Source organism: Pseudomonas sp. Soil_N_39 (genome assembly GCF_057655955.1).
The window spans coordinates 151,251-174,519 of the sequence record NZ_JBDGLI010000008.1; the positions used below are offsets into that span (position 1 = coordinate 151,251).

Genomic DNA, 23,269 nt, shown 5'->3' on the forward strand with positions numbered 1-23,269 from the left:
CTCAATAGATGTCGTGTTGGGTGTTGTAGACGTTGAATTTCCCGGTCGGGGTGATCAGGCGCTTGTCCTTGATCACGTTCTTGACCTTGAGGGTCTTGTCGTCGATCACCACCAGCGCCGACTCGTCTTCCTGACCACTCCAGACCGAGAACCAGACCTCGTCGCCGGCCTTGTTGTATTCCGGTTGCACCACGCGCAACGCGCCTTTCTTGATGCCGGCGTATTCGGCAATCGGCAGCACGGTGTAGCCGGCGTCGAGCTTGTCGATGTTGAACACTGCCACCGACTGGCTGAGCTTGGTGTCGGGGCTGAGGGTGGTGTCGACATACAGGTGGCGCGACGCGGGGTGGGTCTTGATGAACAGCGAACCGCCACCCTGGCCCTGCAGCGAAGCGACCTGTTTCCAGGCGTATTGCGGATGCTTGGCCGGGTCGGTGCCAATCAGCGAAACCCCGGCATCGCCCAAGTGGCTGGTGGCCCAGACCGGCCCATAGAGTGGATGGTTGAAGTTGGCGCCGCGGCCCGGGTGCGGGGTCTTGCCGACGTCCACCAGGGCGGTGAGCTTGCGTTCCTTGGAGTCGATCACCGCAACCTTGTTGGAGTTGTTGGCGGCCGTCATGAAGTAGCGATGGCTGCTGTCCCAACCGCCGTCATGGAGGAACGGCGCGGCGTCGATGCTAGTGATGGTGAGGTTCTTGATGTCTTGGTAGTTGACCAGCATCACCTTGCCGGTTTCCTTGACGTTGACGATGAACTCCGGCCATTCGTGGGAGGCGATAATGGCCGCGACGCGAGGCTCGGGATGGTATTGCTGGGTGTCGACGGTCATGCCCCGGGTCGAGACGATTTGCTTGGGCTCCAGGGTCTCGCCGTCCATGATGGTGAACTGCGGCGGCCAGTAGGAACCGGCGACGGTGTACTTGTCCTCGTAGCCCTTGAACTTGGAGGTCTCCACCGAGCGGGCTTCGATACCGACCTTGATTTCCGCGACCTTGGTCGGCTCTTTCGGCCACAGGTCGATCATGTCGATCTTGGCGTCCCGACCGATCACCAACAGGTAGCGGCCCGACGCCGAGATGCGCGAGATGTGCACCGCGTAGCCGGTGTCGATCAGCTTGACGATTTTCTTGCTGTCGCCGTCGATCAAGGCGATCTTGCCGTCGTCGCGCAGGGTCACCGAGAACAGGTTCTGCAGGTTGAGGCTGTTGAGCTGTTTGGTCGGCCGGTCTTCAGGCTTGACCAGGACCTTCCAGGTCTTGAGGGTTTCGGCCATGCCCCATTCCGGCGGTGTCGGCGGGGTGTGCTGGATGAACTTGGCCATCACCGTGATCTGGTCTTTGGTCAGGGCGTTGGAGGTGCCCCAGTTCGGCATGCCCGCGGCCGAGCCGTAGGTGATCAGCGCTTCCAGGTAAGCCTGGCCGCGAGACTGGGTGATGTCGGGTGTCAGCGGTTTGCCGGTGGCGCCTTTGCGCAGCACCCCGTGGCAGCCGGCGCAGCGCTGGAAATAGATTTCCTTGGCCGAGTCGAAGTCGGCCTGGCTCAGGTCCGGCGCGCCTTCGGTCTTGACCACGCGGGACGGTTCCGGCGTGGTGGGTTGGTCGGCGAAGGCGTAGGGAGCAACCAGCGCTGTACACAGCGCCGTCACCCTCAGGGCCCACGTTTTTTTGTGGCTGATCAGCATTCCATTTCTCCTCAGGCATGGCCCGCGCTGCGCTGTAGTTGACGTTCGGCGCGCAGGTTCTTGGTGCGATGCAAGGCTATGCCCAGGGCGGTGGTGAGCCGCTTGACGGCGATCAAGTTTGCCGGCCGCCGCCCTTGCCAGGTTGTCGCAGGGCGCCGTAGCGTGGCCGCCAATCGTGTTGTCTGATCAGGCCCCGCCATGAACGCTATCCACACTTTGCAGCACCCCGACGAACCCTTTTATCAACCCCAGGACAACGAGCAGGCGCTGTTCGAACAGGCCTGGCATCACGGCATGCCGGTGCTGATCAAAGGCCCCACGGGTTGCGGCAAGACCCGTTTCGTCCAGCACATGGCCCATCGGCTGAAGCTGCCGCTGTACACCGTCGCCTGCCACGATGACTTGAGCGCGGCCGACCTGGTGGGCCGTCACCTGATCGGCGCCCAGGGCACCTGGTGGCAGGACGGCCCCTTGACCCGGGCCGTGCGTGAGGGCGGTATCTGCTATCTGGATGAAGTGGTCGAAGCGCGCCAGGACACGGCGGTGGTGCTGCACCCGCTGGCCGATGATCGCCGGCAGTTGTACCTGGAGCGCACCGGCGAAGTGCTGCAGGCGCCGCCGTCCTTCATGCTGGTGGTGTCGTACAACCCCGGTTACCAGAACCTGCTCAAGGGCATGAAACCCAGCACGCGCCAGCGTTTCGTGGCGATGCGCTTTGGCTATCCGGCGGTGGCCGATGAAGAGCGCATCGTCGCCCGCGAGGCGGGTGTGGACATCGCCCTGGCGGCCCAGGTGGTGCGGCTCGGGCAGGCGCTGCGCCGGCTCGATCAGCACGACCTTGAAGAGGTGGCCTCGACGCGCCTGTTGATTTTCGCCGCGCGCATGATCGGTTCCGGCATGGACCCGCGCCAAGCCTGCCTGGCGTGCCTGGCCGAGCCGTTGAGTGACGACCCGCAGACTGTTGCCGCGTTGATGGATGTGGTCGATGTCCACTTCGGCTGAAACCGCTGGCGTGTCCCGGCGCTTGCCCGGGGATCTGGCGATGTGGTTTTTCATCCTCGCCGAGTTGTCGGTGTTTGCGCTGTTGATCCTGGCGTTCACCGTTGCCCAGGCGTTGCATCCGCAGATGTTCAGCGAGGGCCGGCAGTTGCTGGACCGGTCCACGGGTCTGGCGATGACCCTCAGCTTGTTGACTGCCGGCCTGTTCGCCGCCCTGGCCCAAGAGCAAGTCAGGCACGACCGACCGCGTCGAGCCGCGCTGTTATTGTGCGGGGCGTTGTTGCTCGCCTGCGGCTATGTGGCGATCAAACTCACGGAGTACGCCCATCTGTTGGCGAACGGCTTGGGGATGGAGCACAACACATTCTTCACCTTGTACTGGATCCTCACTGCGTTTCATTTCCTCCATGTGCTACTGGGCATGGTGATCCTTGCCTGGCTTGCCGAGGGTTGCCGGCGAGGTCGCTATGGGTCGCAGTGCAACAGTGGGCTGGAATCCGGTGTGCTGTATTGGCACATGGTGGATCTTGTCTGGGTGCTGCTGTTCCCGGTTGTCTACATTCTCGGTTGAGCGGAGGTGCTCATGTCGGCTTCCCGTGTCTTGATCGCCTGCTGGATGACGCTGGCTGTGCTGAGCACCGGCACCGTCGCCCTGGGCCAGGTCGCTGCCAGCGGGTTGGTGTCCATTGCCATCCTGGCGGTCGCGGTGACCAAGGCCTGGCTGATCGCCGACGGTTTCATGGAACTGCGCCATGCACCGCGGTTGTGGCGGCGGTTGGTGTTGAGTTGGGCGATGGTGCTCGCGATTGCAATCTCATTCACGCTCTGATTCCCGACACAATCCCCTGTGGCGAGGGAGCAAGCTCCCTCGCCACAAAAGCTCACCTGGCTTTCGGGCGATGTTGGAACAACCCAGCAAAACACAACAGCTCACCTGGCTTTTGGGCAGCGCTGGAACAACCCAGCAAAACCATCGGAGATTCTTGATCGCCATCAAGCGGTTTCAGACCCCTCGCTTCCTAAAATGGTCACGCCAAGCAATGAGGAAGTGACCATGTCAGATACCTTCACCAAAGGCATGGCCAGGAATATTTACTTCGGGGGAAGCATCTTCTTCTTTCTGATATTCCTGGCCCTGACCTACCACACGGAACAGACCTTTCCCGAACGCAGCAACCAGGCGCAATTGACGGAGTCGGTGATACGCGGCAAGGGCGTCTGGGAGCGCAACAATTGCATCGGTTGCCATACCCTGCTGGGCGAGGGCGCGTATTTTGCGCCGGAGCTGGGCAACGTCGTGAACCGGCGCGGTGGCGACGAGGCCTTCAAGCCGTTCCTGCAGGCCTGGATGAAAATGCAACCGCTGAACGTGCCGGGTCGTCGGGCCATGCCGCAGTTCAACCTGAGCGAGCAGGAAGTCGACGACATCGCCGAGTTCCTCAAGTGGAGCTCGAAAATCAACACCAATGGCTGGCCGCCAAACAAGGAGGGCTGAGAGATGAGCATGGCTAATCCGCATCTGAAATTCGCCTCGCAGGCCGTCGCCAAACCCTACTTCGTGTTTGCCCTGATGCTGTTCCTCGGGCAGGTGCTGTTCGGTTTGATCATGGGGCTGCAATACGTGGTCGGCGACTTCCTGTTCCCGCTGATTCCGTTCAACGTGGCCCGAATGGTCCACACCAACCTGCTGATCGTCTGGCTGCTGTTCGGCTTCATGGGCGCGGCGTATTACCTGATACCGGAGGAGGCCGACCGCGAACTGCACAGCCCGAAACTGGCGCTGGTGTTGTTCTGGGTGTTCGCCGCCGCAGGCGTGGCGACAATCCTGGGTTACCTCTCGGTGCCTTATGCGACGCTGGCGAAGTTCACCGGCAACGATTTGCTGCCGACCATGGGTCGCGAATTCCTGGAGCAGCCGACCATCACCAAAATGGGCATCGTGGTGGTGTGCCTGGGTTTTCTCTACAACATCGGCATGACCCTGCTCAAAGGTCGCAAGACCACGGTCAGCATGGTGATGATGACCGGGCTGATCGGTCTGGCGGTGTTCTTCCTGTTCTCCTTCTACAACCCGGAAAACCTCGCCCGCGACAAGTTCTACTGGTGGTGGGTGGTGCATCTTTGGGTGGAAGGCGTCTGGGAACTGATCATGGGGTCGATGCTTGCCTTCGTTCTGATCAAAATCACCGGTGTGGACCGCGAAGTGGTTGAAAAATGGCTCTACGTGATCATCGCCATGGCGCTGATCACCGGGATCATCGGCACAGGTCACCACTTCTTCTGGATCGGCGCGCCTGAGGTCTGGTTGTGGGTCGGCTCGATCTTCTCCGCGCTGGAACCGCTGCCGTTCCTGGCGATGGTGATCTTCGCCTTCAGCATGGTGAAAAACCGTCGTCGGCAGCATCCGAACCGCGCCGCCACGCTATGGGCCAAGGGCACTACGGTCACCGCGTTCTTTGGCGCGGGCGTCTGGGGTTTCTTGCACACCCTGGCGCCAGTCAACTACTACACCCACGGTTCGCAACTGACCGCGGCCCACGGTCACCTGGCCTTCTACGGTGCCTACGCAATGATCGTGATGACGCTGATCAGCTACGCCATGCCACGCTTGCGCGGCTTGGGTGAAGCGGCGGACGAGCGCTCCCAGCGGTTGGAGATCTGGGGCTTCTGGTTGATGACCTTGTCGATGGTGATGATCACCTTGTTCCTCACCGCAGCTGGTGTGGTCCAGGTCTGGTTGCAGCGGTGGATGGAGGATGGCAGTGCCTTGCCGTTCATGGCGACGATGGATCATTTGAAACCGCTGTTCTGGGCACGACTGGTCAGCGGCGTCGGATTCCTGGCCGGGCTGCTCTGCTACCTGTTCAGCTTCCGTCAACGTGGCCGTGCGGCCCTGCGTGCACCGGCGGCGGTGGTGCCTTCGTAACACACCACAATTGTTAATCCGGACCCATTTGTGGCGAGGGGATTTATGTGGGAGCAAGGCTTGCCCGCGATGGGGGCGATGCAGTCTTTCAGAGATCAAGGCGCCTGTTTCGCGAGCAAGCTTTGCTCCCACACAAATCCCCTCGCCACAATGGGCTCGGCTTAAGAGGAAATAACCATGGCATTCACCCTGGAGCTGGAAGAATGGGTCGGCAGTGTCTGGCACCGTTTCATCACCCGCCGGGCCAGTGCCGATTTTCCGGAGGCTCGGGTCGAGCTGGTCCCCCGGCACCGTGCGCTGCAGGTGCTGTTTCGCGCCACCGGCGGTGCGCCTCACCTGGGGGTGGAAGCGGTCAGCGACCGCGACCTGTTGCTGCGTCGCAACCTGTTGCAGCAGATCGCCGGCACCTGCAAGCAAGTGCCTTTGGCCTGGTGCGATGGCGATAACCTGCGCCTGCCGGCGAGCCTGGCGGCGTTCCCCGATATCGAGCTCAACCAAGAACTGTACCGCTGGCTGGCGTTGCTGGCCGCGCAGTCGGGACCGATGAAGCACTGGGGGCGAGACAATCAGCGCTGGACCCTGGCCGTGCTGAAGCGCTACCCGGCGCTGCGCCCTCGCTACCGGCGGCTGGTGGACGCGCACCTGTCCCTGCGTCCCGACCCGGCCACGCTCAACCCGGGCGAAGCCGCCCTGGAGCGGGCGTTGTGCCAAGCCTTGCGCGAACCGGGCAGTGTCGAACATTTTCCCCGCAGCGAACGGGCCGCCTGGCCGTTGCCGCTGTGGCTCTACCCACCCCAACACCTGGCCAATCCCCAGGCCGCCAACCTCGAAGAGTCCGAGCAATACCTGGCCACGCCGTCCGGCGAGCAACAGGGCGGGCGCAAGCGCGCCGAGCGAATCGATGACAGCAGCCGTGACGGTGGGCTGCTGATCGTGCGCCTGGAAAACCTGTTCAGTTGGACCGAACACGTGGACCTGGATCGCTGGGCGGATGACAGCGAAGACCCGGACGCCGCTCGCGTCGCCGAGGACCTGGATCAGTTGACCTTGTCGCGCACCCGCGTGTGCAAGGGCGGTGGCTTGAAACTGCACCTGGACCTGCCTCCGGCCGATGTGGATGACATCCCGTTGGGCGCGGGCATCCTGTTGCCGGAATGGGATTACCGCAAGCAACGCCTGCAAGACGACTTCGTCAGTCTGCAAACCTTTACCCCCCGCGATTGCCAGCCCCAGCCGTTGCCCGCACGCCTGCGAAGCTCGGCCCAGCGCCTGCGTCGCCAGTTCGAACACTTGCGTAACGATCGTCAATGGTTGCGCCAGCAAACCCAAGGTTCGGAGCTGGATCTGCAAGCCTGGCTGGACTTTCATGTCGAGCGCCAGCACGGCCAGTGCAGCGAACGCGGCCTGTTCATGGACCAGCGCCAGACCCGCCGCGACCTGGCCTGCCTGCTGCTGGCCGACTTGTCGATGTCCACCGATGCCCACCTCAACGACGAGCACCGGGTGATCGATGTGATCCGCGACAGCCTGTTGCTGTTCGGCGAAACCCTGTCGGTGCTGGGGGATGATTTCGCTTTGTACGGGTTCTCTTCCCTGCGCCGCCAGCAGGTGCGCATGCATGAGCTCAAGGCCTTCAACCAGCGTTACGACGATCACACCCGCGGACGCATCCAGGGCCTCAAGCCCGGTTACTACACGCGCATGGGCGCAGCGATTCGCCAGGCCACGCAACGGTTGGCGGGCTGCAGGCGGCGGCGCAAATTGTTGTTGCTGCTCAGTGACGGCAAGCCCAATGACCTGGACCTTTATGAGGGGCGCTACGGTGTGGAAGACACCCGCCAGGCGGTGCTTGAGGCGCGACGCCAAGGGTTGACGCCGTTCTGCATTACCATCGATCGCGAAGCGGGGGATTACCTGCCGTACATGTTCGGGGCCAACGGCTACACCTTGATTCGCCAGCCCCAGCAACTGCCGCTGCGTCTACCGCAGTTATACCGGCAGTTGACTCAGGATTGAGGGTTCAGACGATGCTGCGAGGCAGCCAGAAGAACATGACGATGCAGAAAATCGTCAGCCCGACACAGAACCAACTGAAGCGCCGCAGCCGACGTTCGCCGGCCAATGCAGCCTCGGCCGGCAGGGGCATGCCGCACTGGCGGCATTCGGTGGTATCGACAGGGTTGGCTCTTTGGCAATACAGGCAAGTGGGCTGCGCGCTCATTCGAATTGCTCCAGGCGCAGGCGATCGAGAATGGCGATCTGGCGACCGTCCTGGGTGATGATTTTTTCATCGATCAGGCGCCGGATGATCCGCGAAAAGGTTTCCGGCTGGATCGACAGGTGCCCGGCGATCAACTGCTTGGCCATCGGCAGTTCGAACTGGCTGTCGACGGTTTGCAGGCGCACCAGTTGCGTCAGCAGGTAGCGCACCACGCGGTGAGTGGCGTTTTTCAGTGACAGGGTTTCAATTTCGTTGACCCGTTGGTGCAGGCGCACGCAGAGCTTGCCGAGCAGGGCGAAGGTCAGCCGGCTGTTGCTTTGCAGCAGGCGCATGTAGGTGGCGTTGGACAGCCGATACAACTGGGTCGGACCGACGGCTTCGGCGGACGCGACGTAGTTGGGCGTGTCCATCAGCATCATGGCTTCGGCGAAGGTCTGGCGCTCGCCGATCACCTCGAAGACTTTTTCCTGGCCGTCCGGGGTCAGCCGGTAGATTTTCACCGCCCCGGAAATCACGAAGTAAAACGCCTGCGCCGGTTCTCCCTGGCGGAACAACGGGTCGCCCTTGTCGATGCTCAGCAACTGGCTGTTGCTCATCAATTCGTCGAGCTGTTCTTCGTTCAAGGGCTCGAACAGATGATGGCTGCGCAGAATCTGGTGATGGACACGGTGGAGCACCATGGCATGGATCCTTGTAGTGGCGAAAGAAGTGAGCGGGGTCAGACCAGGCTCAGGGACAGGCCGCTGGCAAGCGCCAGGACGCAGGTGAGCACGACGAACCAGGTAAGCGGCAGAACGACGGATTTCATGGATGACCCCGGCAACAAAGGTAATGCCGTGCCTGAGCAAGAGCCGGGCCAGGCCTGGGTGCTTTGATTCGTGGGGCGTTGGGGCTGGTGAGGGTAGAAATGACCCTGGCGCAATAGGGTTAAAACGACCATGACCGGGTCATAAATACCCCGTTCGACTACAGTCCCTGTGGGAGCACAATGCTGTACACAAAAAAATGATGGACCTGTGGCGAGGGAGCTTGCTCCCGCTCGGCTGCGAAGCAGTCGTAAACCGGCGGGTGCGGAGTGTCTGATGCTCCGCATTTGGCGGGTTTAGGGGCCGCTTCGCGGCCCAGCGGGAGCAAGCTCCCTCGCCACGGGTTTATCGAATGCCTTAAGTGGGCTCCCACAATGACCCAGTTCGGCAAGCCCCTTGCAAGTGCCTGTTCGAGGCGGGAGGTTGCCGATGCGCTGGCTTGATCTGAGACAAGGCCTGCTGGCGTCGATAGCCGATCATTCGAACCCTGGTTTGTCGTACCTCGCTGACGGTTTGGCGAGGCAAAGGAGTGATGTATGCAAGTGCTTGACCGTCGCAAGGCCATGGCCATCGCGCCGCTGTGGCGCCTGGCGTTTCGGCCGTTCTTTCTGGCCGGTTGCGTGCTGGCGCTGCTGGCCATTCCCTTTTGGCTCGCGGCGTTTACCGGGCGCTTGTCGACCTGGCAGCCGGCCGGCGGCTGGTTGGCCTGGCACCGACATGAATTGTTGTTCGGCTTCGGCCTGGCGATCATCGCCGGGTTCCTGCTGACGGCGGTGCAAACCTGGACCGGCACCCCGGGGCTCAGTGGCAAGCGCTTGGCCGCGCTGGCGTCGCTGTGGCTCGGCGCGCGGCTGGCCTGGCTGGTCGATGCGCCCTGGCCGTTGCTGACGCTGCTGGAGTTGGGTTTTGCCCTGGCGGTCGCTGTGTTGATGGGCGTGACGTTGTGGCGTGTGCGGCAGAAGCGCAATTACCCGATTGTCCTGGTATTGCTGTTGTTGGCCGCCGCCGATGGGTTATCCGTGTATGGCCTGGTGCAGCACAACGAAGGCTTGCAGCGCCAGAGCGTGCTCACCGGCCTGTGGCTGGTGGCGGCGATGATGGGGTTGATCGGCGGGCGCGTGATTCCATTCTTTACCCAGCGCGGCCTTGGGCGGGTCGAGGGCGTGGCCCCTTGGCCGTGGCTCGATCGCTTGTTGCTGGCGGGTGCGGCGCTGGTGGCGTTGTTATATGCCTTCGGTCCGGCGCTGGTGGCCAGCGCCTGGGTCGGCCTGTTGTTCGCCGCGTTGGCGGTGGGCCACGGGATTCGACTGGTGCGTTGGCACGATCGGGACTTGTGGCGGGTGCCGCTGCTGTGGTCGTTGCACCTGGCCTACGCTTGGCTGGCGGTGGCTTGCCTGGGCATGGCGCTGTGGCACTTCGGGATGCCGGTGAACCCGAGCCTGGCGGTGCACAGCCTGACCATCGGTGCCATGGCCGGTTTGATCCTGGCGATGATTGCCCGCGTCAGCCTGGGCCATACCGGGCGAGCCCTGGAGCCACCGGCGGGCATGACCCTGGCCTTTATCCTGCTGAACTTGGCGTGCCTGAGTCGTGTGCTATTGGTGCTGCTGTTGCCGCTGGTTGGGCTGTGGCTGGCGGCGCTGTGTTGGACATTGGCGTTCGGCCTCTACGCTTGGCGTTATGGCCCGATGCTGTTGCAGACCCGGGTGGATGGGCATCCGGGATGAGTCGATGGGGCGGAGGGGATCGATGATGTACGGGGTCTTGCTGGTCACGCACCTGTTGGCGGCGATCGCCTTCATTGGCACGCTGTTTTTTGAGGTGTTCATCTGGCATGCCGCCCGCCGGCCTTTGACGCAGATCGTCAGGGAAGGCGCTGATCAGGCGATTGCCCAGCGCTCGCGGCATGTACTGCATGGCGTGGTGCTGGTGTTGTACGGCGCCGGCCTGGCCCTGGCCTGGCAACATCGCGGCGCATTGAGCCAGCCGTTGAGCAACAGCTTCGGCCTGCTGCTGAGCCTGAAGATCCTGCTGGCGCTGAGCATCGTCGGGCACTATGTGTGGCTGGCGTACTGGCTCAAGCGCGGCTGCCTGACACCCAGCCGCGCCTGCTGGCTGCGGCGCAGTATCCTGGGGCACATGGTACTGATCGTGGTGTTGGCGAAGGCGATGTTCTATTGGCAGTTTTGAGCAGCGGATGAGGGCGGCAAATGAGAGCTGCAAATACCTGTGGGAGCAAAGCGTGCTCGCGATGGCGTAGTGTCAGTCAATATCAATGTTGACTGATTCACCGCTATCGCGAGCAAGCTTTGCTCCCACAGGCGTAATGGGCAATGTTTGAGAGCTAGCGAGCGGGCTTCATCGCATTGACGAACAACACATTGTTTTCCAGGTGGATGTGCTGCATCAGGTCGTCGCGAAACTCCACCAGCCCGCGGTACAGGGCGCGCCAGGTGTTGCAGGCGTCGGAGGGCGGGGTGATCTGGTCGGTCAGGGCGAGCATGGTTTCCAGGGCTTCACCGTGCTGGTCGTGTTCATAGCGCAGGACCTGGATCGGCGCCGAGGCCCGTTCGCCCAGGCCCTGCTGCAGCATCGGGAACAGCACCTGTTCTTCCTTGAGCATGTGGCCTTCGAGTTCCTGATACATGTCCTGCAAGTGATCGGCCAGGCCGTTGGGGCAACTGGCCCGGGCACCGTGGACCTGTTCGACGCGCCGGGCCAGGCGGATCAATTCCGGCAGCTGTTCGCGGTGGCGCGCGTGGTAGCGTTCCAGGATGTGGGCGATCAACAGCGCCTGGGGCTCGTCGCGCCAGTCATGGCCCAGTTCCCCGGCGGCTTGCAAGGTGCTGAGGGCATCGGCGATCAGCAGCGGGTTGAGGCCTTTGCCCAGCGCGGCTTCGCGCAAGGATTTTTGCCCACCGCAGCAGAAGTCGAGGTTGTAATGATGGAAGGTGCGGGTCGCACCGGGAATGTCGCAGGCCAGTTGGCCCAGGCTTTGTTCCAGCAGGTCGAGGCTCATCATGCTTCCTTGGGTTGAATCCCGGGGAGGGACAGATGAGCACTCTCTTTGCAGCCGGCGTGCCAAATGTAACTGACTGAAAACTAAGCCTTAAATTTTTTACAGGGTGATTGTCACCCTGACTGTGAAGGGTCAAACGAACCCTGGAGGGTCATCACTACCATGCTGCGTGAAAGCCTGGCCGCCGACCTGATCGTCGAGCTGCCCAATGCGGTGCGATTGCAGCGCCTGGTGCAGACCCTGCGCGAATACTTCAACAGTGGCGCCGTGGGGTTGCTGCGCCTGGACGACGACAGCCTCAGGCCCGTGGCCACAGTGGGCCTGGTCCACGAGGCGCTGGGACGACGCTTCGTGATTGCCCAGCACCCGCGCCTGGCGGCGATCATGGCCTCGCGCGAACCCACCTGGTTCGAACCGGACAGTCGTTTGCCGGATCCTTATGACGGCTTGCTCGACAACCACGTCGGTGAACCCCTGCCGGTGCATGACTGCATGGGCGTGAGCCTGTACGTGGAAGGCCGGCTCTGGGGGGCGATCACCCTGGATGCGTTGCACGCCGGCACCTTCGACAGCCGCGCCCGGGAGGAACTCAAGCGCTGCACGCTGCAGATCGAGGCGGCGGTGAGGGTCACTCGACTTGAACAGGAAAACCGTAGCCTGCGGGCATCGCGCAGCGACCAGACCGACCTGCGCTTGCCAGCCGAGGAGGGCGAGATCCTTGGGCGCAGCGAAGGTTTGCAGCAATTGCTCAACGAGCTGGATGTGCTGGCCGACTCCGAATTGCCGGTGCTATTGCTGGGGGAAACCGGTGTGGGCAAGGAGCTGTTCGCCCGCCGCCTGCATCGCTTGTCCCGGCGCGGTCACAAGCCGCTGGTCCAGGTCAACTGCGCAGCATTGCCCGAGTCCCTGGCCGAAAGCGAGTTGTTCGGCCACGTCAAAGGTGCGTTCTCCGGGGCGACCACCGACCGCGCCGGGCGTTTCGATGCGGCCAATGGCGGCACGCTGTTTCTCGATGAGGTCGGTGAGTTGCCGTTGAGTGTGCAGGCCAAGTTGCTGCGCACCCTGCAGAACGGTGAGATCCAGCGCCTGGGGGCGGACAAGCCGTTGCATGTCGATGTGCGGATCATCGCCGCCACCAACCGGCACTTGCCCGACAGCATTCGCGACGGGCTGTTTCGCGCCGACCTGTACCACCGGCTTTCGGTCTACCCGGTGCCGATCCCGCCGCTGCGTGAGCGTGGCCACGATGTGTTGATGCTGGCCGGACACTTTCTCGAACTGAACCGCACACGCCTGGGCTTGCGCGGCTTGCGCCTGTCACCGGCGGCCGAACAGGCGTTGTTGGCGTACAGTTGGCCCGGCAATGTACGGGAGCTGGAGCACGTCATCAGTCGCGCGGCGTTAAAGCAACTGAGCCGCGGTGCCAGTCGCAGCCTGATCATGACCCTGGAGCCGCAGGTGCTGGACCTGGACGTCAACGCTAACACCGCCACGGCCCATGCGTTGCTGGAGGCGCCCCCGGAGGCGCTCGATGCACCGATCCAGCCGTTGAGCGAAGCCGTCGATGGTTGTCAGCGACAGGCGATCCTCAACGCCCTGGAGCGTTGCGGGCAGAACTGGGCGGGGGCGGCGCGGTTGTTGGAGGTGGATCCGAGCAACTTGCATAAGCTGGCGCGGCGGTTGGGGCTTAAGTAGCCGTTGATCTGTTAGACCGCGTTGCCTTCATCGCGAGCAAGCTCGCTCCCACAGGTGATCTGCTGTGTTCACAAGTCCCCTGTGGGAGCGAGCTTGCTCGCGATAGCGCCCTTCAATTCACCACAAGAACCGGCATTGACGACGATCAAGGTCCGGCAACCCAGCCGACTCCACACTGGCCCAAACCCATTGTGGAGATCACCCTCATGCCCCTCTCCCTGGCCAAAATGCGCCGCCAGTACACCCTCAATGGACTGGATGAAGCCCAGGCACCCGACGATCCCATGGCTTTGTTCACGCTCTGGATGCAACAGGCCCGCGACACCGAAAGTCCACCCGTGGAAGCCAACGCCATGGCCCTGGCGACGGTGGACGAACAGGGTCGGCCTCATTGTCGGATCTTGTTGCTCAAGGGCTTCGACGCCCAGGGTTTTTCGTTTTTCGGCAACTACGACAGTGCCAAGGGCCAGGATCTGGCGGCCAATCCCTGGGCGGCCATGACGTTTTTCTGGCCGGGGCTGGAGCGGCAAGTGCGCATCGAAGGGCCGGTCCACAAACTCGATCCAGCGCTGTCGGATGCCTACTTCGAGTCCCGTTCCGTAGGCAGTCGCCTGGGTGCCTGGGCGTCGCCACAAAGTCGCCCTCTGGCGGATCGGGCCGCGCTGGAAATCTTGCTGGCGCAGACTGAACAACGCTTCGCCGATCAGCCCGTGCGGCGTCCCGACCATTGGGGCGGCTATTGCCTGCGGCCCGAACGCCTGGAGTTCTGGCAGGGCCGCGCCGACCGTTTGCACGATCGGCTCGACTACCGTCTGCAAGACGGCTTCTGGCAACGTAGCCGCCTGGCACCCTGAATGGATGCCTTTGTAGGAGCTGCCGAAGGCTGCGATCTTTTGATCTTTCGCTTGAGGCTCAATTGGCCATGGAAAGATCGCAGCTTCGCTACGCTCGGCAGCTCCTACGGGAATAGGATCGTTCTTGCATGGGGTGCCAAGGGAGGTACCTCCAAGGAGGAATAGGCCGGGCAACGATTGCGGTTCAGGCTGGGCCATCTTTTCTGACAGGACGGCTGATCATGGCCCATCTGACGCAACGCCTCTTTCAACCGCTGAACATCACGGTCCTTACCATTAGCGATACTCGAACCTTCGACACCGACACCTCGGGCCAGACCCTGGCGGATCTGCTGCAAACCGCTGGGCACGTGCTCATCGACCGTGGGCTGGTGAAGGACGATATCTACCAGATCCGTGCCCAGGTCTCCCAATGGATCGCCGACCCCAAGGTGCAGGTGGTGCTGATGACCGGCGGCACCGGTTTTACCCCGCGCGACAACACGCCCCAAGCGGTGGCGCCGTTGCTGGACAAACAGGTGGACGGTTTCGGCGAACTGTTCCGCCAGGTGTCGCTGGCTGAGATCGGCATGTCCACCCTGCAATCCCGCGCTTTGGCGGGCATGAGCAATGGCGTGCTGGTGTGCTGCTTGCCGGGTTCGCCGGGCGCTTGTCGGACCGGTTGGGAGCAGATCCTGGCGGGGCAATTGGACAGCCGCACCGGCCCGTGCAATTTCACCCCGCATCTCAAGCCCCAGGACGGCATCGCCCCGACGGCGTGCGAGACGCGCTCGTGAGCGGCCGGGTATGCGACAGCGGCGTGCTGATGCCGGTGGATGAAGCGATCCGGCATCTGCTCGACCAGGCACCGCCGCCACCGCCCGTGCAACGAGTCGGCCTTGATCAAGCCCTGGCGCGGGTGTTGGCCGCCGATATCCTGTGCCCGATGAACCTGCCGGCCTGGGACAACAGCGCGATGGACGGCTATGCCCTGCGGGCCGCTGACCTGCCGGTTGATGGCGGCTACCTGGCGTTGGCCGGGCGCATCGCCGCCGGTGACGGGCCGGGCGAACCGTTGCAGGCCGGGCAGGTCGTGCGGATTTTTACCGGCGCGCCGCTGCCTCCGGGGGCCGACACGGTGGTGCCACAGGAAAGCTGCCAGGTCGACGGCGAGCGAGTCTGGCTGCCATCGGTCAACAGCGGTGACCATGTTCGCAAGGAAGGCGAAGAGCTGCGTCGAGGTGATCGGCTGCTCGAAGCGGGCACGCGCCTGCGCGCCCAGGAACTGGGTTTGCTCGCCGGTGCCGGCGTCCCTCAGGTGGACGTCTATCGCCCCTTGCAAGTGGGCTTGCTCAGCAGCGGCAATGAGCTGCGCGAACCGGGCGAGCCACTGGCGCCAGGGCAGATCTACAACAGCAATCGCCATAGCCTCGCCGCGCTGTTGCGTGGCTGGGGTGTTGAGGTGCATGACTTCGGGGTCATGCCCGACCAGTTATCGGCCAGTCGACAAGCGTTGCGCCTGGCCGCGGCCGAATGTGATGTGCTGATCACATCGGGCGGTGTCTCGGTGGGCGAAGAGGACCACCTCAAGCAAGCCATCGAAGCCCTGGGCAGCATCGACCTCTGGCGCCTGGCGATCCAGCCGGGCAAGCCCCTGGCCTTTGGCGATGTGGCGGGAAAACCTTGGATCGGGCTGCCGGGTAATCCGTCGGCGGCGTTGATTACGGCGCTGATCGTCGTGCGGCCGTTCCTGTTCCGGGCCCAGGGCATGGACAAGGTCCTGCCGGTGCCGTTGCAACTCCCGGCCGGGTTCGACTGGCTCAAGCGCAACCGACGTCGACAGTACCTGCGCGCCAGATTGGTTGCGGATGCCAACGGTCACCTGTGCGTGGAGCTGCACCCGCAGCAAAGTTCGGCAATGCTGACGGCCGCGTGCTGGGCCGATGGGCTGGCGGTGGTGGAGTGTGAGGCGCAACTGCACAAGCACGACAAGGTGCTGTACCTGCCATTCTCCGACCTGATGCATTGACGGCAATTGATTGCCGTCAAGGTCGTCGGCCGAGGGCTGGCTAGACTGGCGGCGCCCTTAGTTTCCTCACGAGGATGCCCCATGCAACTGGTTTGCCCGGCAGGGAATCTGCCTGCCCTCAAAGCGGCGGTGCGCCAAGGCGCCGATGCCGTCTATGTCGGCTTTCGCGATGACACCAATGCCCGGCATTTCGCCGGGCTGAACATGGACGACAAACAGTTCGACGCGGCTGTCGCGCATATCCGCCAGCACCAACGCAAGCTGTACGTGGCGGTCAATACTTATCCGCAACCCAAGGGCTGGGAGCGCTGGCAACGGGCCGTGGACCGTGCCGCCGATTTCGGCGTGGACGCCCTGATCGCCGCCGACCCTGGCGTGCTCAGCTACGCCAGCCAGCGTCATCCGAAACTGGCGCTGCACCTGTCGGTACAAGGCTCGGCGACCCACGCGGCGGCCCTGGCTTTTTATGCAGAGCGCTATGACATCCGCCGCGCCGTGCTGCCACGCGTACTGTCCCTGGCCCAGGTGCGGCAGGTGGCGGCGGGCAGCCCGGTGCCGATCGAAGTCTTCGGCTTCGGCAGCCTGTGCATCATGGCCGAGGGCCGTTGCCACTTGTCTTCCTACATTACCGGCGAGTCGCCGAACCTGTGCGGCGTCTGCTCGCCCGCCAAGGCCGTGCGCTGGAGCGAGGACGCCCAAGGCCTCAGTGCACGCCTGAGCGAGGTGCTGATCGACCGCTACACCCCCGAAGAGCCGGCCGGTTACCCGACCCTGTGCAAAGGCCGCTTCCTGGTGGGCGGCAAGCGCTTCCATGCGCTGGAAGAGCCCACCAGCCTCGACACCCTCGACCTGCTGCCGGAACTGACGACCATCGGCGTCGAAGCGGTGAAGATCGAAGGCCGCCAACGCAGCCCGGCCTACGTTGAACAAGTGACCCGGGTCTGGCGCGCCGCGCTGGACGCCCATCAGGCCGCGCCGCAACGGTTCCGGGTGCGGGAAGAATGGCGTCAGGTGTTGGCCGGTTTGTCCGAAGGCAGCCAGACCACCCTGGGTGCCTACCATCGATCATGGCAATGAAGGAGGCCAGATGAAGCTCAGCCTGGGACCGGTCCTGTTTTACTGGGACAAAGCGCAACTGGGGAATTTCTACGCCGAGATGTCGGCCTTGCCGCTGGACGTGATTTACCTGGGAGAAACCGTGTGCTCGAAACGCCGGGCGTTCTCCCTGGATCAGTGGTTGGGGTTGGCGCGCGAGCTGCAAGCGTGCAGCCAGGCACAGATTGTGTTGTCGAGCCTGACGCTGATCGAAGCGGCCTCGGAGCTGTCTTCGCTGCGACGCCTGTGTGACAACGGCCAATTGTTGGTGGAAGCCAACGACATGGGTGCGGTGCAGTTCCTCGCCGAACGCAGGCTGCCCTTTGTCGGCGGCCCGGCGCTGAACCTGTACAACGGTCATGCCTTGGGGCAATTGCTCGACAGCGGCATGATCCGCTGGGTGCCACCGGTGGAATGTTCGGCGGCGTTGATCGGTGATGTGCTGGAGCAGGTGCGGGAGATGGGCCGCAAGGTGCCCGAAGTGGAGATTTTTTCCTATGGTCATCTGCCCTTGGCGTACTCGGCGCGCTGCTTTACCGCCCGAGCCGAAAACCGACCCAAGGACGACTGCCAGTTCTGTTGCATCAACTACCCCGACGGCCTGGCGTTGAGCAGTCAGGAAGGCCAACAGTTGTTCACCCTCAACGGCATCCAGACGATGTCCGGCGAGGTGACGAATCTGCTGGCCGATTACAACGCGCTGCTGGCTTGCGGCGCCGACGTACTGCGCCTGAGCCCGCGGGCCCAGGGCATGGCCGAGGTGGTCACGGCCTTCGACAAGGTCCGCCAGGGCGAGGCACCGCCGCTGTTCGTGGAGGGTTGCAATGGTTACTGGCACGGTCATGCCGGCATGTTGAAGGTAGAGGAGGTGGGCCTGTGTTGAGTCCGAAGAAGTGGCTGCTCAAAGGTGCCGACCGTTTGCTGCCGCTGGTGGGCAAGGTGCCGTTCGTGGTGCAGCGGCTGACGTTGCAGCAGGCGCTCAACCGTTGCCTGGCCGAGCCGTTGCGCGATGGCGGGTTCGAGGTGCTGCGTGGGCGCTGGTTGTGCCTGCGCGTGCCTGACCTGAAGTTGTGCTGGTACCTGACCCTGGCGCGGGATGGATTGCGCATCGCCGAGCGCGCTGAGGCTCAGGTCACCATCAGCGGTAACTGGCGTGAGTTTCTGTTGTTGGCCAGTCGTCAGGAGGATCCAGACACGTTGTTCTTTCGTCGCAGGTTGGTGATCGAGGGGGATACCGAGTTGGGGTTGGCGTTGAAGAACTTGATCGACAGTCTTGATCCGGAGGTATTGCCTGTTTGGTTGTGGCGCAATCTGGAGCGGGCAGGCAAGGGGTTGGCGACGGTCTGATGAAAGCCCCGAGTGTGTTGCCTCTGGTGTATTCGTGTTCCGGTTGTTCCAATGTGGCGCAACTGGCCAATACCGTTGCGTTGCGGCTGGATCGTGCGGGCCTGGCTGAGATGTCTTGCATTGTCGGGGTGGGTGGGGGTGTGCCGCCGCTGGTTGACAAGGCGCGGTCGGGGCGGCGGATCATTGCGTTGGATGGGTGTCCGTTGCAGTGTGTCCAGGCGTGTTTGCGGCAGCATGATTTGGTGGCGGATGTGCATGTGATTCTGAACCAGCTGGGTTTGCGCAAGCGGTTTGGGGTGGATTGCGGTGAGCGCGATATGGCGTTGGTGTTTTCGCGGGTGGTTGCGTTGGTTGATGTGGGTTAGGGGTGGGTGAATATCCATTTCTTCGGTAACGGCGGCTTATGGTTCCGCCCTGACGGCGGGTCACTTTTGAAGAGCCCGGAAGCCGGCCCAGTCAAAAGTAACCAAAACGCTTTTGCCCCACCACTCGGCACCTCGCCTAGGCTCGGTGTGCCCTCACTCCGGCATTGCTCCGTGGGCCGCCGCGAAGGGCCATCCATGGCCCAGCGCGGCTATCCCGGCATCCATGCCGGGATGCCCACTGCGCAATGCCTGCGTTCGGCCAGCGTGGTTAACGGGGCGCCCGAGATCAACGTCCATCGCGAGGCGGCCTGATAGCCGACCTGGCTCTTGGTGGGATCGCGTTCCTCCTGTGGGAGCGGGCTTGCTCGCGAAGAGGCCAGCGCATTCAGCATCCGCGTCGATTGTGATACCGCTTTCGCGAGCAAGCCCGCTCCCACACTGGATTTTCAGCAGGCACAAAACTTATGTACGCCGCAGTATCCTTGTGGGGGGCTTGCTCGCGAAGAGGTCGGCACATTCAACATCTCCGTTGGTTGAACCACCGCAATCGCGAGCAAGCTCGCTCCCACACTCACCCCACAGGGGAAACTCGGTCTCATCCAGAACCAGGTCGGCTATAAGGCCGCCTCGCGATGGACGTTGATCTCGGGCACACCGAGCCTAGGCGAGGTGCCGAGTGGTGGGGCAGAAGCGTTTTGGTTACTTTTGACTGGGCCGGCTTCCGGGCTCTTTAAAAGTGACCCGCCGTAAGGGCGGAACCATAAGCAGCCGTAACCGAAGGAATGGATATTCACACCAAAGAAACCTACTGCTGATACCCCTCCAACCCATCCTCGGACAAGATACGAATCTGCCGCCGCTCCATGGCAATCAACCCCCCATCCACCAACCGATGAAGAATCCGCGAAAACGTCTCCGGCTGAATCCCCAGCTTGGAAGCCACCAGCCGCTTGGACACCTGCAACACCACCTGACCATCCCGCGGATCCCGCTCCTGCAACAGGAAATTGATCACCCGCCGACTGGCACTGGCCAAGGTCAAGTTATCGATATCCTTGAGCCGCTGATGCAGATGAATGCTCATGCTCGCCAGGATCGCCAGGCAGACCTTAGGCTGGTCCTCCAGCGCCTTGCGATAATGCGTGCCCTCGATACTCACTAGCACACTGTCCTTGATCGCCGACGCACTGACCGGGTAGCAACGGGCCTGGCTGAACAGCAGGGCCTCGGCGAAGGTCTGGCCGGGCTGGATGATTTCCACCAGGTTCTCCTGGCCCTCGCCGGTGACCCGGAACAGTTTGATCTGGCCACTGACCAGCAAGAAAAACCGCTTGGCCGGATCGCCTTGGTGCATGAGCGTGCTATTGCAACCCAGGCGCTTGAGGACGGCCAGGTTGCAGACGTCTTCAAATTCCCGCTCCGGCAATTGGCTGAACAGGTGATGACGGCGCAACAGTAAAACGATGGAAGGGTGGGTCAGCATGGCGTACCTCCGGGTGCCGTCATGGTAGAGCCCAAGTCGCCGCTGGCCTATGCCTCGGCTGGCCTACCTCGGAAGAGGGATGGGCCTCTCGATCAAGGCAAAACCCTGTGGGGAACGAAATCCAGATCTGCTGCCAATCCCCTGTGGGAGCAAAGCTTGCTCGCGATAGCGGCGGCACATTCAACATTTTCGCAAGCTGAACTACCGCCATCGCGAGCAAGCTTTGCTCCCACAGGGCGTATGTTTTGCTCCCACAGGGCGTGTGTTTTACTGGGCTAGCCCGCCCCGCGCAAATGCTCCATCGCCCACACCGCCGCCTCGACCCGTGAACGCAAGCCGAGCTTGTGCAGCAGGTTCTTCACATGCACCTTGACCGTGCCTTCGGTGATGCCCAGCTTGTGGCCGATGACCTTGTTGCTGTAGCCGCCAGCGATGGTCTTGAGCACCTGGCGTTCACGCTCGGTCAGTTCCACATCGGCCTGGCGCGGTGGCGAGCGCAGGGCCTGGGCCATGACGCGGGTCAGGCCGGGGCTGATCACCAGGGCGCCGTTGAGGGCGTCGCGGATGTACTGGATCAGCAGCTCCGGCTCCATGTCCTTGAGCAGGTAACCGTTGGCGTCCAGGCGCAGGGCGTCGCGAATGTCGTCCTCGGCATCGGACACGGTGAACAGCAGCACCTTGCCGGTGTAGTGCATGGCGCGCAGGCGGCGCAGGGTCTCGATGCCGTTCATCTGCGGCATGTTGTTGTCCAGCAACACCAGGTCGGGCTTGAGCGGTTCGATCAGGGTCAGGGCTTCTTCGCCGTGGCTGGCTTCGCCAACGATCTGCAAATCGTCTTCGAGCTCAAGCATCTGGCGGATCCCGCGACGCATCATCGGGTGATCGTCGACCAGTAGCAGGGTGTGGCGCAGGGGGGCGTTCATGTTGCGAGGCCTTCGGTGGGTTGGCCCAGGAATTCCGGTTGGAAATGCACCTGGATACGGGTGCCCTGGGGTGTACGGGAGTGAATCTGCAGTTGACCGTGCAGGCTGCGGGCCCGCTCGTTCATGATGTTCAGGCCATGGTGTTCGCGCTGGTCGACCTCGCCACTGAAGCCCCGGCCATCGTCTTCGATCGACAGCCGTACGGTCTCGCCTTCCTGGCGCAGTTCGAGCCAGGCGTTTTGTGCATGGGCGTGGCGCAGGCAGTTGGACAGGGCCTCGCGGGTGATCTGCAGGATGTGGATCTGCTCGCTGGCTGACAGCTCGAAGGCCAGGGTGTCGATGAACAGGTGCACCTGGAAATCCCCTCGGTTGGAGAACTCCTCGGCGGTGTCCTTGAGTTCCTCCACCAGGCCGTCATCGTGGATCTGCAAGCGGAAGGTGGTCAGCAACTCGCGCAACTGGCGATAAGCATTGTTGAGCCCTTCACGCAGTTCACCGGTGACGGTCTCCAGGGTCTGCACCGGCTCGCCCCGACGCATCAGGGTCTGCATGCGGCTGACTTGCAGCTTCATGTACGACAAGGCCTGGGCCAGGGAGTCGTGCAGCTCGCGGGCAATGATCGTGCGTTCGTCGAGCAGCAGCAGGCGATGGTCCTGTTCGCGTTGGCGCTTGAGGGACAGCGACGTGCCGATCAGGTTGGCCAGGGCCTGGATCAACGCGGTTTCCCAGGGTTGCGCCGCGTGGCCATCGACGAAATGTGCCTTGAGCTCACCCAGTTCGGTGCCCTGGTTGCTGATGCTGAAGGCCTGCGGGCGGGCGGCGTTCTGCCGGTGGCAACTGGCGCAATCGCTGCTGGCGCAGACCTGGCGGCTGGCGGCGCCATGCAGGGCCAGCAGGTGCCTGGCCGGGGCCTGCAATTGCCCTTGCAGGCACAGCGTCAGGCGCAACCCCGGCAAGCGCTGCTGGAAGCGCCGGATCAGCTCATCCAGGCCTTCGGCATTGGCTTGGCGTGTCGCCAGGCTGCGACTGCTCTGGTACAGCAATTCGAGGGCGGCGTTGGCCTGTTGCAGGTTCAGGGTCTTTTGCTGGACCTGGTTTTCCAAGGTGCGGTGGGATTGCTCGATGGTCTCGGCCATGGTGTTGAAACTGGTCGCCAACTGGCCCAGCTCATCCTCGGACTGATGGTTGACCCGCACCTGGAATTCGCCACGACGAAAGCGCTGGGTGGCGTCCACCAGTTCCTGCAAGGGCGTGACCACGCCGTACTGCAATTCATACAGGCCGATCAGCAGGATGATCATGGTGCTGAACAGCGCCATGCCCTGGATCGTCTGTTGCCAGCCTTGCTTGTGTTCGCTCTGGCGTTGCAGCAGGGTGACGAACTGGTCCAGTTGCTCAACGAAAGAAGGGGCGCTGCTTTGGAAAAACGTCGAATCGCCGCGCTCGATGGCCGGACGCAAGGTCTGGTTCCAGCGCTGCATGAGGTCGCGATAGCTCTTGTGCAAGGAGGTTTCCGGCCCGTCTTCCAGCACGGCGCGCAGGGCCGGGCTGTCGAGGCGTTGTTGCAGGCTGTCGATGATCGCCGGGAGGTCGTCGTTGGCTCCCGCCACCAGTTTCCAGCTCAGGTGGTAGGTCTCCATGCGCACGGAGCCGGCGGTGTTGATGGCGGCGGCGTCGCCCTGGCTGAACCAGGCGATCAAACCGGCGCTCAAGGAACTGGCCAGGGCCAGGATGGCGATCAGGATCACCGCCAGCCCGGCGCGAGCGGGCAGGGAGCTGCGCAGCCAACCCATCATCGCCGGGGGCCTGGGAGGCAAAACGGTGAACCGAGCATAGGGGCGCCCTTG

General features: G+C 62.9%; 24 protein-coding genes. 17 read left to right on the forward strand and 7 right to left on the reverse strand.

The window, feature by feature from the left end; all coding sequences use genetic code 11:
• Nucleotide 1 precedes the first annotated feature (1 nt).
• Nucleotides 2-1,681 (reverse strand): nitrite reductase, encoded by a 1,680-nt coding sequence (gene nirS / locus AC3A5O_RS14105; protein WP_122566477.1) that lies wholly within the window; start codon nucleotides 1,679-1,681, stop codon nucleotides 2-4.
• 198 nt (nucleotides 1,682-1,879) lie between these two features.
• Here nirS and AC3A5O_RS14110 point away from each other — a divergent pair, with 198 nt between their 5' ends.
• The 6 genes from AC3A5O_RS14110 (at nucleotide 1,880) to AC3A5O_RS14135 (ending at nucleotide 7,622) form a co-directional block, all read left to right on the forward strand.
• The gene (locus tag AC3A5O_RS14110) at nucleotides 1,880-2,683 is read left to right on the forward strand and encodes a CbbQ/NirQ/NorQ/GpvN family protein (RefSeq protein ID WP_122566478.1); all 804 of its coding nucleotides are present in this window, start codon (nucleotides 1,880-1,882) and stop codon (nucleotides 2,681-2,683) included.
• Complete coding sequence (locus tag AC3A5O_RS14115; RefSeq protein ID WP_487753324.1) at nucleotides 2,667-3,251, forward strand: cytochrome c oxidase subunit 3 family protein; 585 nt, start codon at nucleotides 2,667-2,669, stop codon at nucleotides 3,249-3,251. Before AC3A5O_RS14110 ends, AC3A5O_RS14115 begins: the two co-directional genes overlap by 17 nt.
• Before the next feature lie 12 nt (nucleotides 3,252-3,263).
• On the forward strand, nucleotides 3,264-3,509 hold the full coding sequence (locus AC3A5O_RS14120; RefSeq protein ID WP_122566480.1) for a cytochrome C oxidase subunit IV family protein: 246 nt from the start codon (nucleotides 3,264-3,266) through the stop codon (nucleotides 3,507-3,509).
• Nucleotides 3,510-3,734: 225 nt separating this feature from the next.
• Nucleotides 3,735-4,175 (forward strand): c-type cytochrome, encoded by a 441-nt coding sequence (locus tag AC3A5O_RS14125; protein WP_003202495.1) that lies wholly within the window; start codon nucleotides 3,735-3,737, stop codon nucleotides 4,173-4,175.
• Nucleotides 4,176-4,178: 3 nt separating this feature from the next.
• The gene (locus AC3A5O_RS14130) at nucleotides 4,179-5,606 is read left to right on the forward strand and encodes a cbb3-type cytochrome c oxidase subunit I (protein ID WP_122566481.1); all 1,428 of its coding nucleotides are present in this window, start codon (nucleotides 4,179-4,181) and stop codon (nucleotides 5,604-5,606) included.
• A 177-nt stretch (nucleotides 5,607-5,783) separates the two neighbouring features.
• Entirely contained in the window at nucleotides 5,784-7,622 is a 1,839-nt protein-coding gene (locus tag AC3A5O_RS14135) for a nitric oxide reductase activation protein NorD (RefSeq protein WP_487753325.1), read from the forward strand.
• A 4-nt stretch (nucleotides 7,623-7,626) separates the two neighbouring features.
• Here the strand turns inward: AC3A5O_RS14135 and AC3A5O_RS14140 are convergent, their stop codons facing one another.
• Nucleotides 7,627-7,827, reverse strand: coding sequence for a protein DnrP (locus tag AC3A5O_RS14140; protein ID WP_487753326.1), 201 nt, complete (start codon nucleotides 7,825-7,827; stop codon nucleotides 7,627-7,629).
• Nucleotides 7,824-8,507, reverse strand: a complete 684-nt coding sequence (locus AC3A5O_RS14145; RefSeq protein ID WP_060742081.1) for a Crp/Fnr family transcriptional regulator — start codon at nucleotides 8,505-8,507, stop codon at nucleotides 7,824-7,826. The genes AC3A5O_RS14140 and AC3A5O_RS14145 overlap by 4 nt, the downstream gene beginning before the upstream one ends.
• Before the next feature lie 662 nt (nucleotides 8,508-9,169).
• Here AC3A5O_RS14145 and AC3A5O_RS14150 point away from each other — a divergent pair.
• Together AC3A5O_RS14150 and AC3A5O_RS14155 are read left to right on the forward strand one after the other, a co-directional pair.
• Nucleotides 9,170-10,360: an NnrS family protein gene (locus AC3A5O_RS14150; RefSeq protein ID WP_460078625.1), complete on the forward strand. Its 1,191-nt coding sequence runs from the start codon at nucleotides 9,170-9,172 to the stop codon at nucleotides 10,358-10,360.
• A 25-nt stretch (nucleotides 10,361-10,385) separates the two neighbouring features.
• Nucleotides 10,386-10,823: a hypothetical protein gene (locus AC3A5O_RS14155; protein WP_305471196.1), complete on the forward strand. Its 438-nt coding sequence runs from the start codon at nucleotides 10,386-10,388 to the stop codon at nucleotides 10,821-10,823.
• Between the two features lie 154 nt (nucleotides 10,824-10,977).
• Here AC3A5O_RS14155 and ytfE read toward each other — a convergent pair whose 3' ends face one another.
• Nucleotides 10,978-11,652, reverse strand: coding sequence for an iron-sulfur cluster repair protein YtfE (gene ytfE, locus AC3A5O_RS14160; protein WP_122566485.1), 675 nt, complete (start codon nucleotides 11,650-11,652; stop codon nucleotides 10,978-10,980).
• Between the two features lie 162 nt (nucleotides 11,653-11,814).
• Here ytfE and norR point away from each other — a divergent pair, with 162 nt between their 5' ends.
• The 9 genes from norR (at nucleotide 11,815) to AC3A5O_RS14205 (ending at nucleotide 19,328) form a co-directional block, all read left to right on the forward strand.
• Complete coding sequence (norR, locus tag AC3A5O_RS14165; RefSeq protein ID WP_305481461.1) at nucleotides 11,815-13,347, forward strand: nitric oxide reductase transcriptional regulator NorR; 1,533 nt, start codon at nucleotides 11,815-11,817, stop codon at nucleotides 13,345-13,347.
• A 206-nt stretch (nucleotides 13,348-13,553) separates the two neighbouring features.
• Nucleotides 13,554-14,201 carry a pyridoxamine 5'-phosphate oxidase gene (gene pdxH, locus AC3A5O_RS14170; protein ID WP_487753327.1) on the forward strand — a complete coding sequence of 216 codons (648 nt, stop codon included), beginning with the start codon at nucleotides 13,554-13,556 and terminating at the stop codon, nucleotides 14,199-14,201.
• A gap of 221 nt (nucleotides 14,202-14,422) precedes the next feature.
• Nucleotides 14,423-14,977, forward strand: a complete 555-nt coding sequence (moaB, locus tag AC3A5O_RS14175) for a molybdenum cofactor biosynthesis protein B (RefSeq protein WP_487753328.1) — start codon at nucleotides 14,423-14,425, stop codon at nucleotides 14,975-14,977.
• Nucleotides 14,974-16,209, forward strand: a complete 1,236-nt coding sequence (locus AC3A5O_RS14180; protein ID WP_305470821.1) for a molybdopterin molybdotransferase MoeA — start codon at nucleotides 14,974-14,976, stop codon at nucleotides 16,207-16,209. Before moaB ends, AC3A5O_RS14180 begins: the two co-directional genes overlap by 4 nt.
• A gap of 81 nt (nucleotides 16,210-16,290) precedes the next feature.
• Nucleotides 16,291-17,286, forward strand: a complete 996-nt coding sequence (ubiU, locus tag AC3A5O_RS14185; RefSeq protein WP_305470823.1) for a ubiquinone anaerobic biosynthesis protein UbiU — start codon at nucleotides 16,291-16,293, stop codon at nucleotides 17,284-17,286.
• Between the two features lie 10 nt (nucleotides 17,287-17,296).
• The gene (locus tag AC3A5O_RS14190; RefSeq protein ID WP_487753329.1) at nucleotides 17,297-18,187 is read left to right on the forward strand and encodes a U32 family peptidase; all 891 of its coding nucleotides are present in this window, start codon (nucleotides 17,297-17,299) and stop codon (nucleotides 18,185-18,187) included.
• Nucleotides 18,181-18,651, forward strand: a complete 471-nt coding sequence (ubiT, locus tag AC3A5O_RS14195) for a ubiquinone anaerobic biosynthesis accessory factor UbiT (RefSeq protein ID WP_305470827.1) — start codon at nucleotides 18,181-18,183, stop codon at nucleotides 18,649-18,651. Before AC3A5O_RS14190 ends, ubiT begins: the two co-directional genes overlap by 7 nt.
• Nucleotides 18,651-19,016 (forward strand): putative zinc-binding protein, encoded by a 366-nt coding sequence (locus AC3A5O_RS14200; RefSeq protein ID WP_305470828.1) that lies wholly within the window; start codon nucleotides 18,651-18,653, stop codon nucleotides 19,014-19,016. Before ubiT ends, AC3A5O_RS14200 begins: the two co-directional genes overlap by 1 nt.
• A 147-nt stretch (nucleotides 19,017-19,163) precedes the next feature.
• Nucleotides 19,164-19,328, forward strand: a complete 165-nt coding sequence (locus AC3A5O_RS14205) for a hypothetical protein (protein ID WP_163006746.1) — start codon at nucleotides 19,164-19,166, stop codon at nucleotides 19,326-19,328.
• A gap of 493 nt (nucleotides 19,329-19,821) precedes the next feature.
• Here AC3A5O_RS14205 and AC3A5O_RS14210 read toward each other — a convergent pair whose 3' ends face one another.
• The 3 genes from AC3A5O_RS14210 to AC3A5O_RS14220 all read right to left on the reverse strand — a co-directional run bounded on the left by AC3A5O_RS14210 (nucleotide 19,822) and on the right by AC3A5O_RS14220 (nucleotide 23,218).
• Nucleotides 19,822-20,499, reverse strand: coding sequence for a Crp/Fnr family transcriptional regulator (locus tag AC3A5O_RS14210; protein WP_122566494.1), 678 nt, complete (start codon nucleotides 20,497-20,499; stop codon nucleotides 19,822-19,824).
• Nucleotides 20,500-20,774: 275 nt separating this feature from the next.
• Nucleotides 20,775-21,422 (reverse strand): two-component system response regulator NarL, encoded by a 648-nt coding sequence (gene narL, locus AC3A5O_RS14215; RefSeq protein WP_003202460.1) that lies wholly within the window; start codon nucleotides 21,420-21,422, stop codon nucleotides 20,775-20,777.
• On the reverse strand, nucleotides 21,419-23,218 hold the full coding sequence (locus AC3A5O_RS14220) for a HAMP domain-containing protein (protein WP_487753330.1): 1,800 nt from the start codon (nucleotides 23,216-23,218) through the stop codon (nucleotides 21,419-21,421). The genes narL and AC3A5O_RS14220 overlap by 4 nt, the downstream gene beginning before the upstream one ends.
• Between the last annotated feature and the right edge of the window lie 51 nt (nucleotides 23,219-23,269).

Coding starts and splice junctions, on each gene's coding strand:
- nirS (WP_122566477.1), bottom strand. CDS start 1,681: ATGCTGATCAGCCACAAAAAAACGTGGGCCCTGAGGGTGACGGCGCTG.
- AC3A5O_RS14110 (WP_122566478.1), top strand. CDS start 1,880: ATGAACGCTATCCACACTTTGCAGCACCCCGACGAACCCTTTTATCAA.
- AC3A5O_RS14115 (WP_487753324.1), top strand. CDS start 2,667: ATGTCCACTTCGGCTGAAACCGCTGGCGTGTCCCGGCGCTTGCCCGGG.
- AC3A5O_RS14120 (WP_122566480.1), top strand. CDS start 3,264: ATGTCGGCTTCCCGTGTCTTGATCGCCTGCTGGATGACGCTGGCTGTG.
- AC3A5O_RS14125 (WP_003202495.1), top strand. CDS start 3,735: ATGTCAGATACCTTCACCAAAGGCATGGCCAGGAATATTTACTTCGGG.
- AC3A5O_RS14130 (WP_122566481.1), top strand. CDS start 4,179: ATGAGCATGGCTAATCCGCATCTGAAATTCGCCTCGCAGGCCGTCGCC.
- AC3A5O_RS14135 (WP_487753325.1), top strand. CDS start 5,784: ATGGCATTCACCCTGGAGCTGGAAGAATGGGTCGGCAGTGTCTGGCAC.
- AC3A5O_RS14140 (WP_487753326.1), bottom strand. CDS start 7,827: ATGAGCGCGCAGCCCACTTGCCTGTATTGCCAAAGAGCCAACCCTGTC.
- AC3A5O_RS14145 (WP_060742081.1), bottom strand. CDS start 8,507: ATGGTGCTCCACCGTGTCCATCACCAGATTCTGCGCAGCCATCATCTG.
- AC3A5O_RS14150 (WP_460078625.1), top strand. CDS start 9,170: ATGCAAGTGCTTGACCGTCGCAAGGCCATGGCCATCGCGCCGCTGTGG.
- AC3A5O_RS14155 (WP_305471196.1), top strand. CDS start 10,386: ATGTACGGGGTCTTGCTGGTCACGCACCTGTTGGCGGCGATCGCCTTC.
- ytfE (WP_122566485.1), bottom strand. CDS start 11,652: ATGAGCCTCGACCTGCTGGAACAAAGCCTGGGCCAACTGGCCTGCGAC.
- norR (WP_305481461.1), top strand. CDS start 11,815: ATGCTGCGTGAAAGCCTGGCCGCCGACCTGATCGTCGAGCTGCCCAAT.
- pdxH (WP_487753327.1), top strand. CDS start 13,554: ATGCCCCTCTCCCTGGCCAAAATGCGCCGCCAGTACACCCTCAATGGA.
- moaB (WP_487753328.1), top strand. CDS start 14,423: ATGGCCCATCTGACGCAACGCCTCTTTCAACCGCTGAACATCACGGTC.
- ubiU (WP_305470823.1), top strand. CDS start 16,291: ATGCAACTGGTTTGCCCGGCAGGGAATCTGCCTGCCCTCAAAGCGGCG.
- AC3A5O_RS14190 (WP_487753329.1), top strand. CDS start 17,297: ATGAAGCTCAGCCTGGGACCGGTCCTGTTTTACTGGGACAAAGCGCAA.
- AC3A5O_RS14200 (WP_305470828.1), top strand. CDS start 18,651: ATGAAAGCCCCGAGTGTGTTGCCTCTGGTGTATTCGTGTTCCGGTTGT.
- AC3A5O_RS14210 (WP_122566494.1), bottom strand. CDS start 20,499: ATGCTGACCCACCCTTCCATCGTTTTACTGTTGCGCCGTCATCACCTG.
- narL (WP_003202460.1), bottom strand. CDS start 21,422: ATGAACGCCCCCCTGCGCCACACCCTGCTACTGGTCGACGATCACCCG.
- AC3A5O_RS14220 (WP_487753330.1), bottom strand. CDS start 23,218: ATGATGGGTTGGCTGCGCAGCTCCCTGCCCGCTCGCGCCGGGCTGGCG.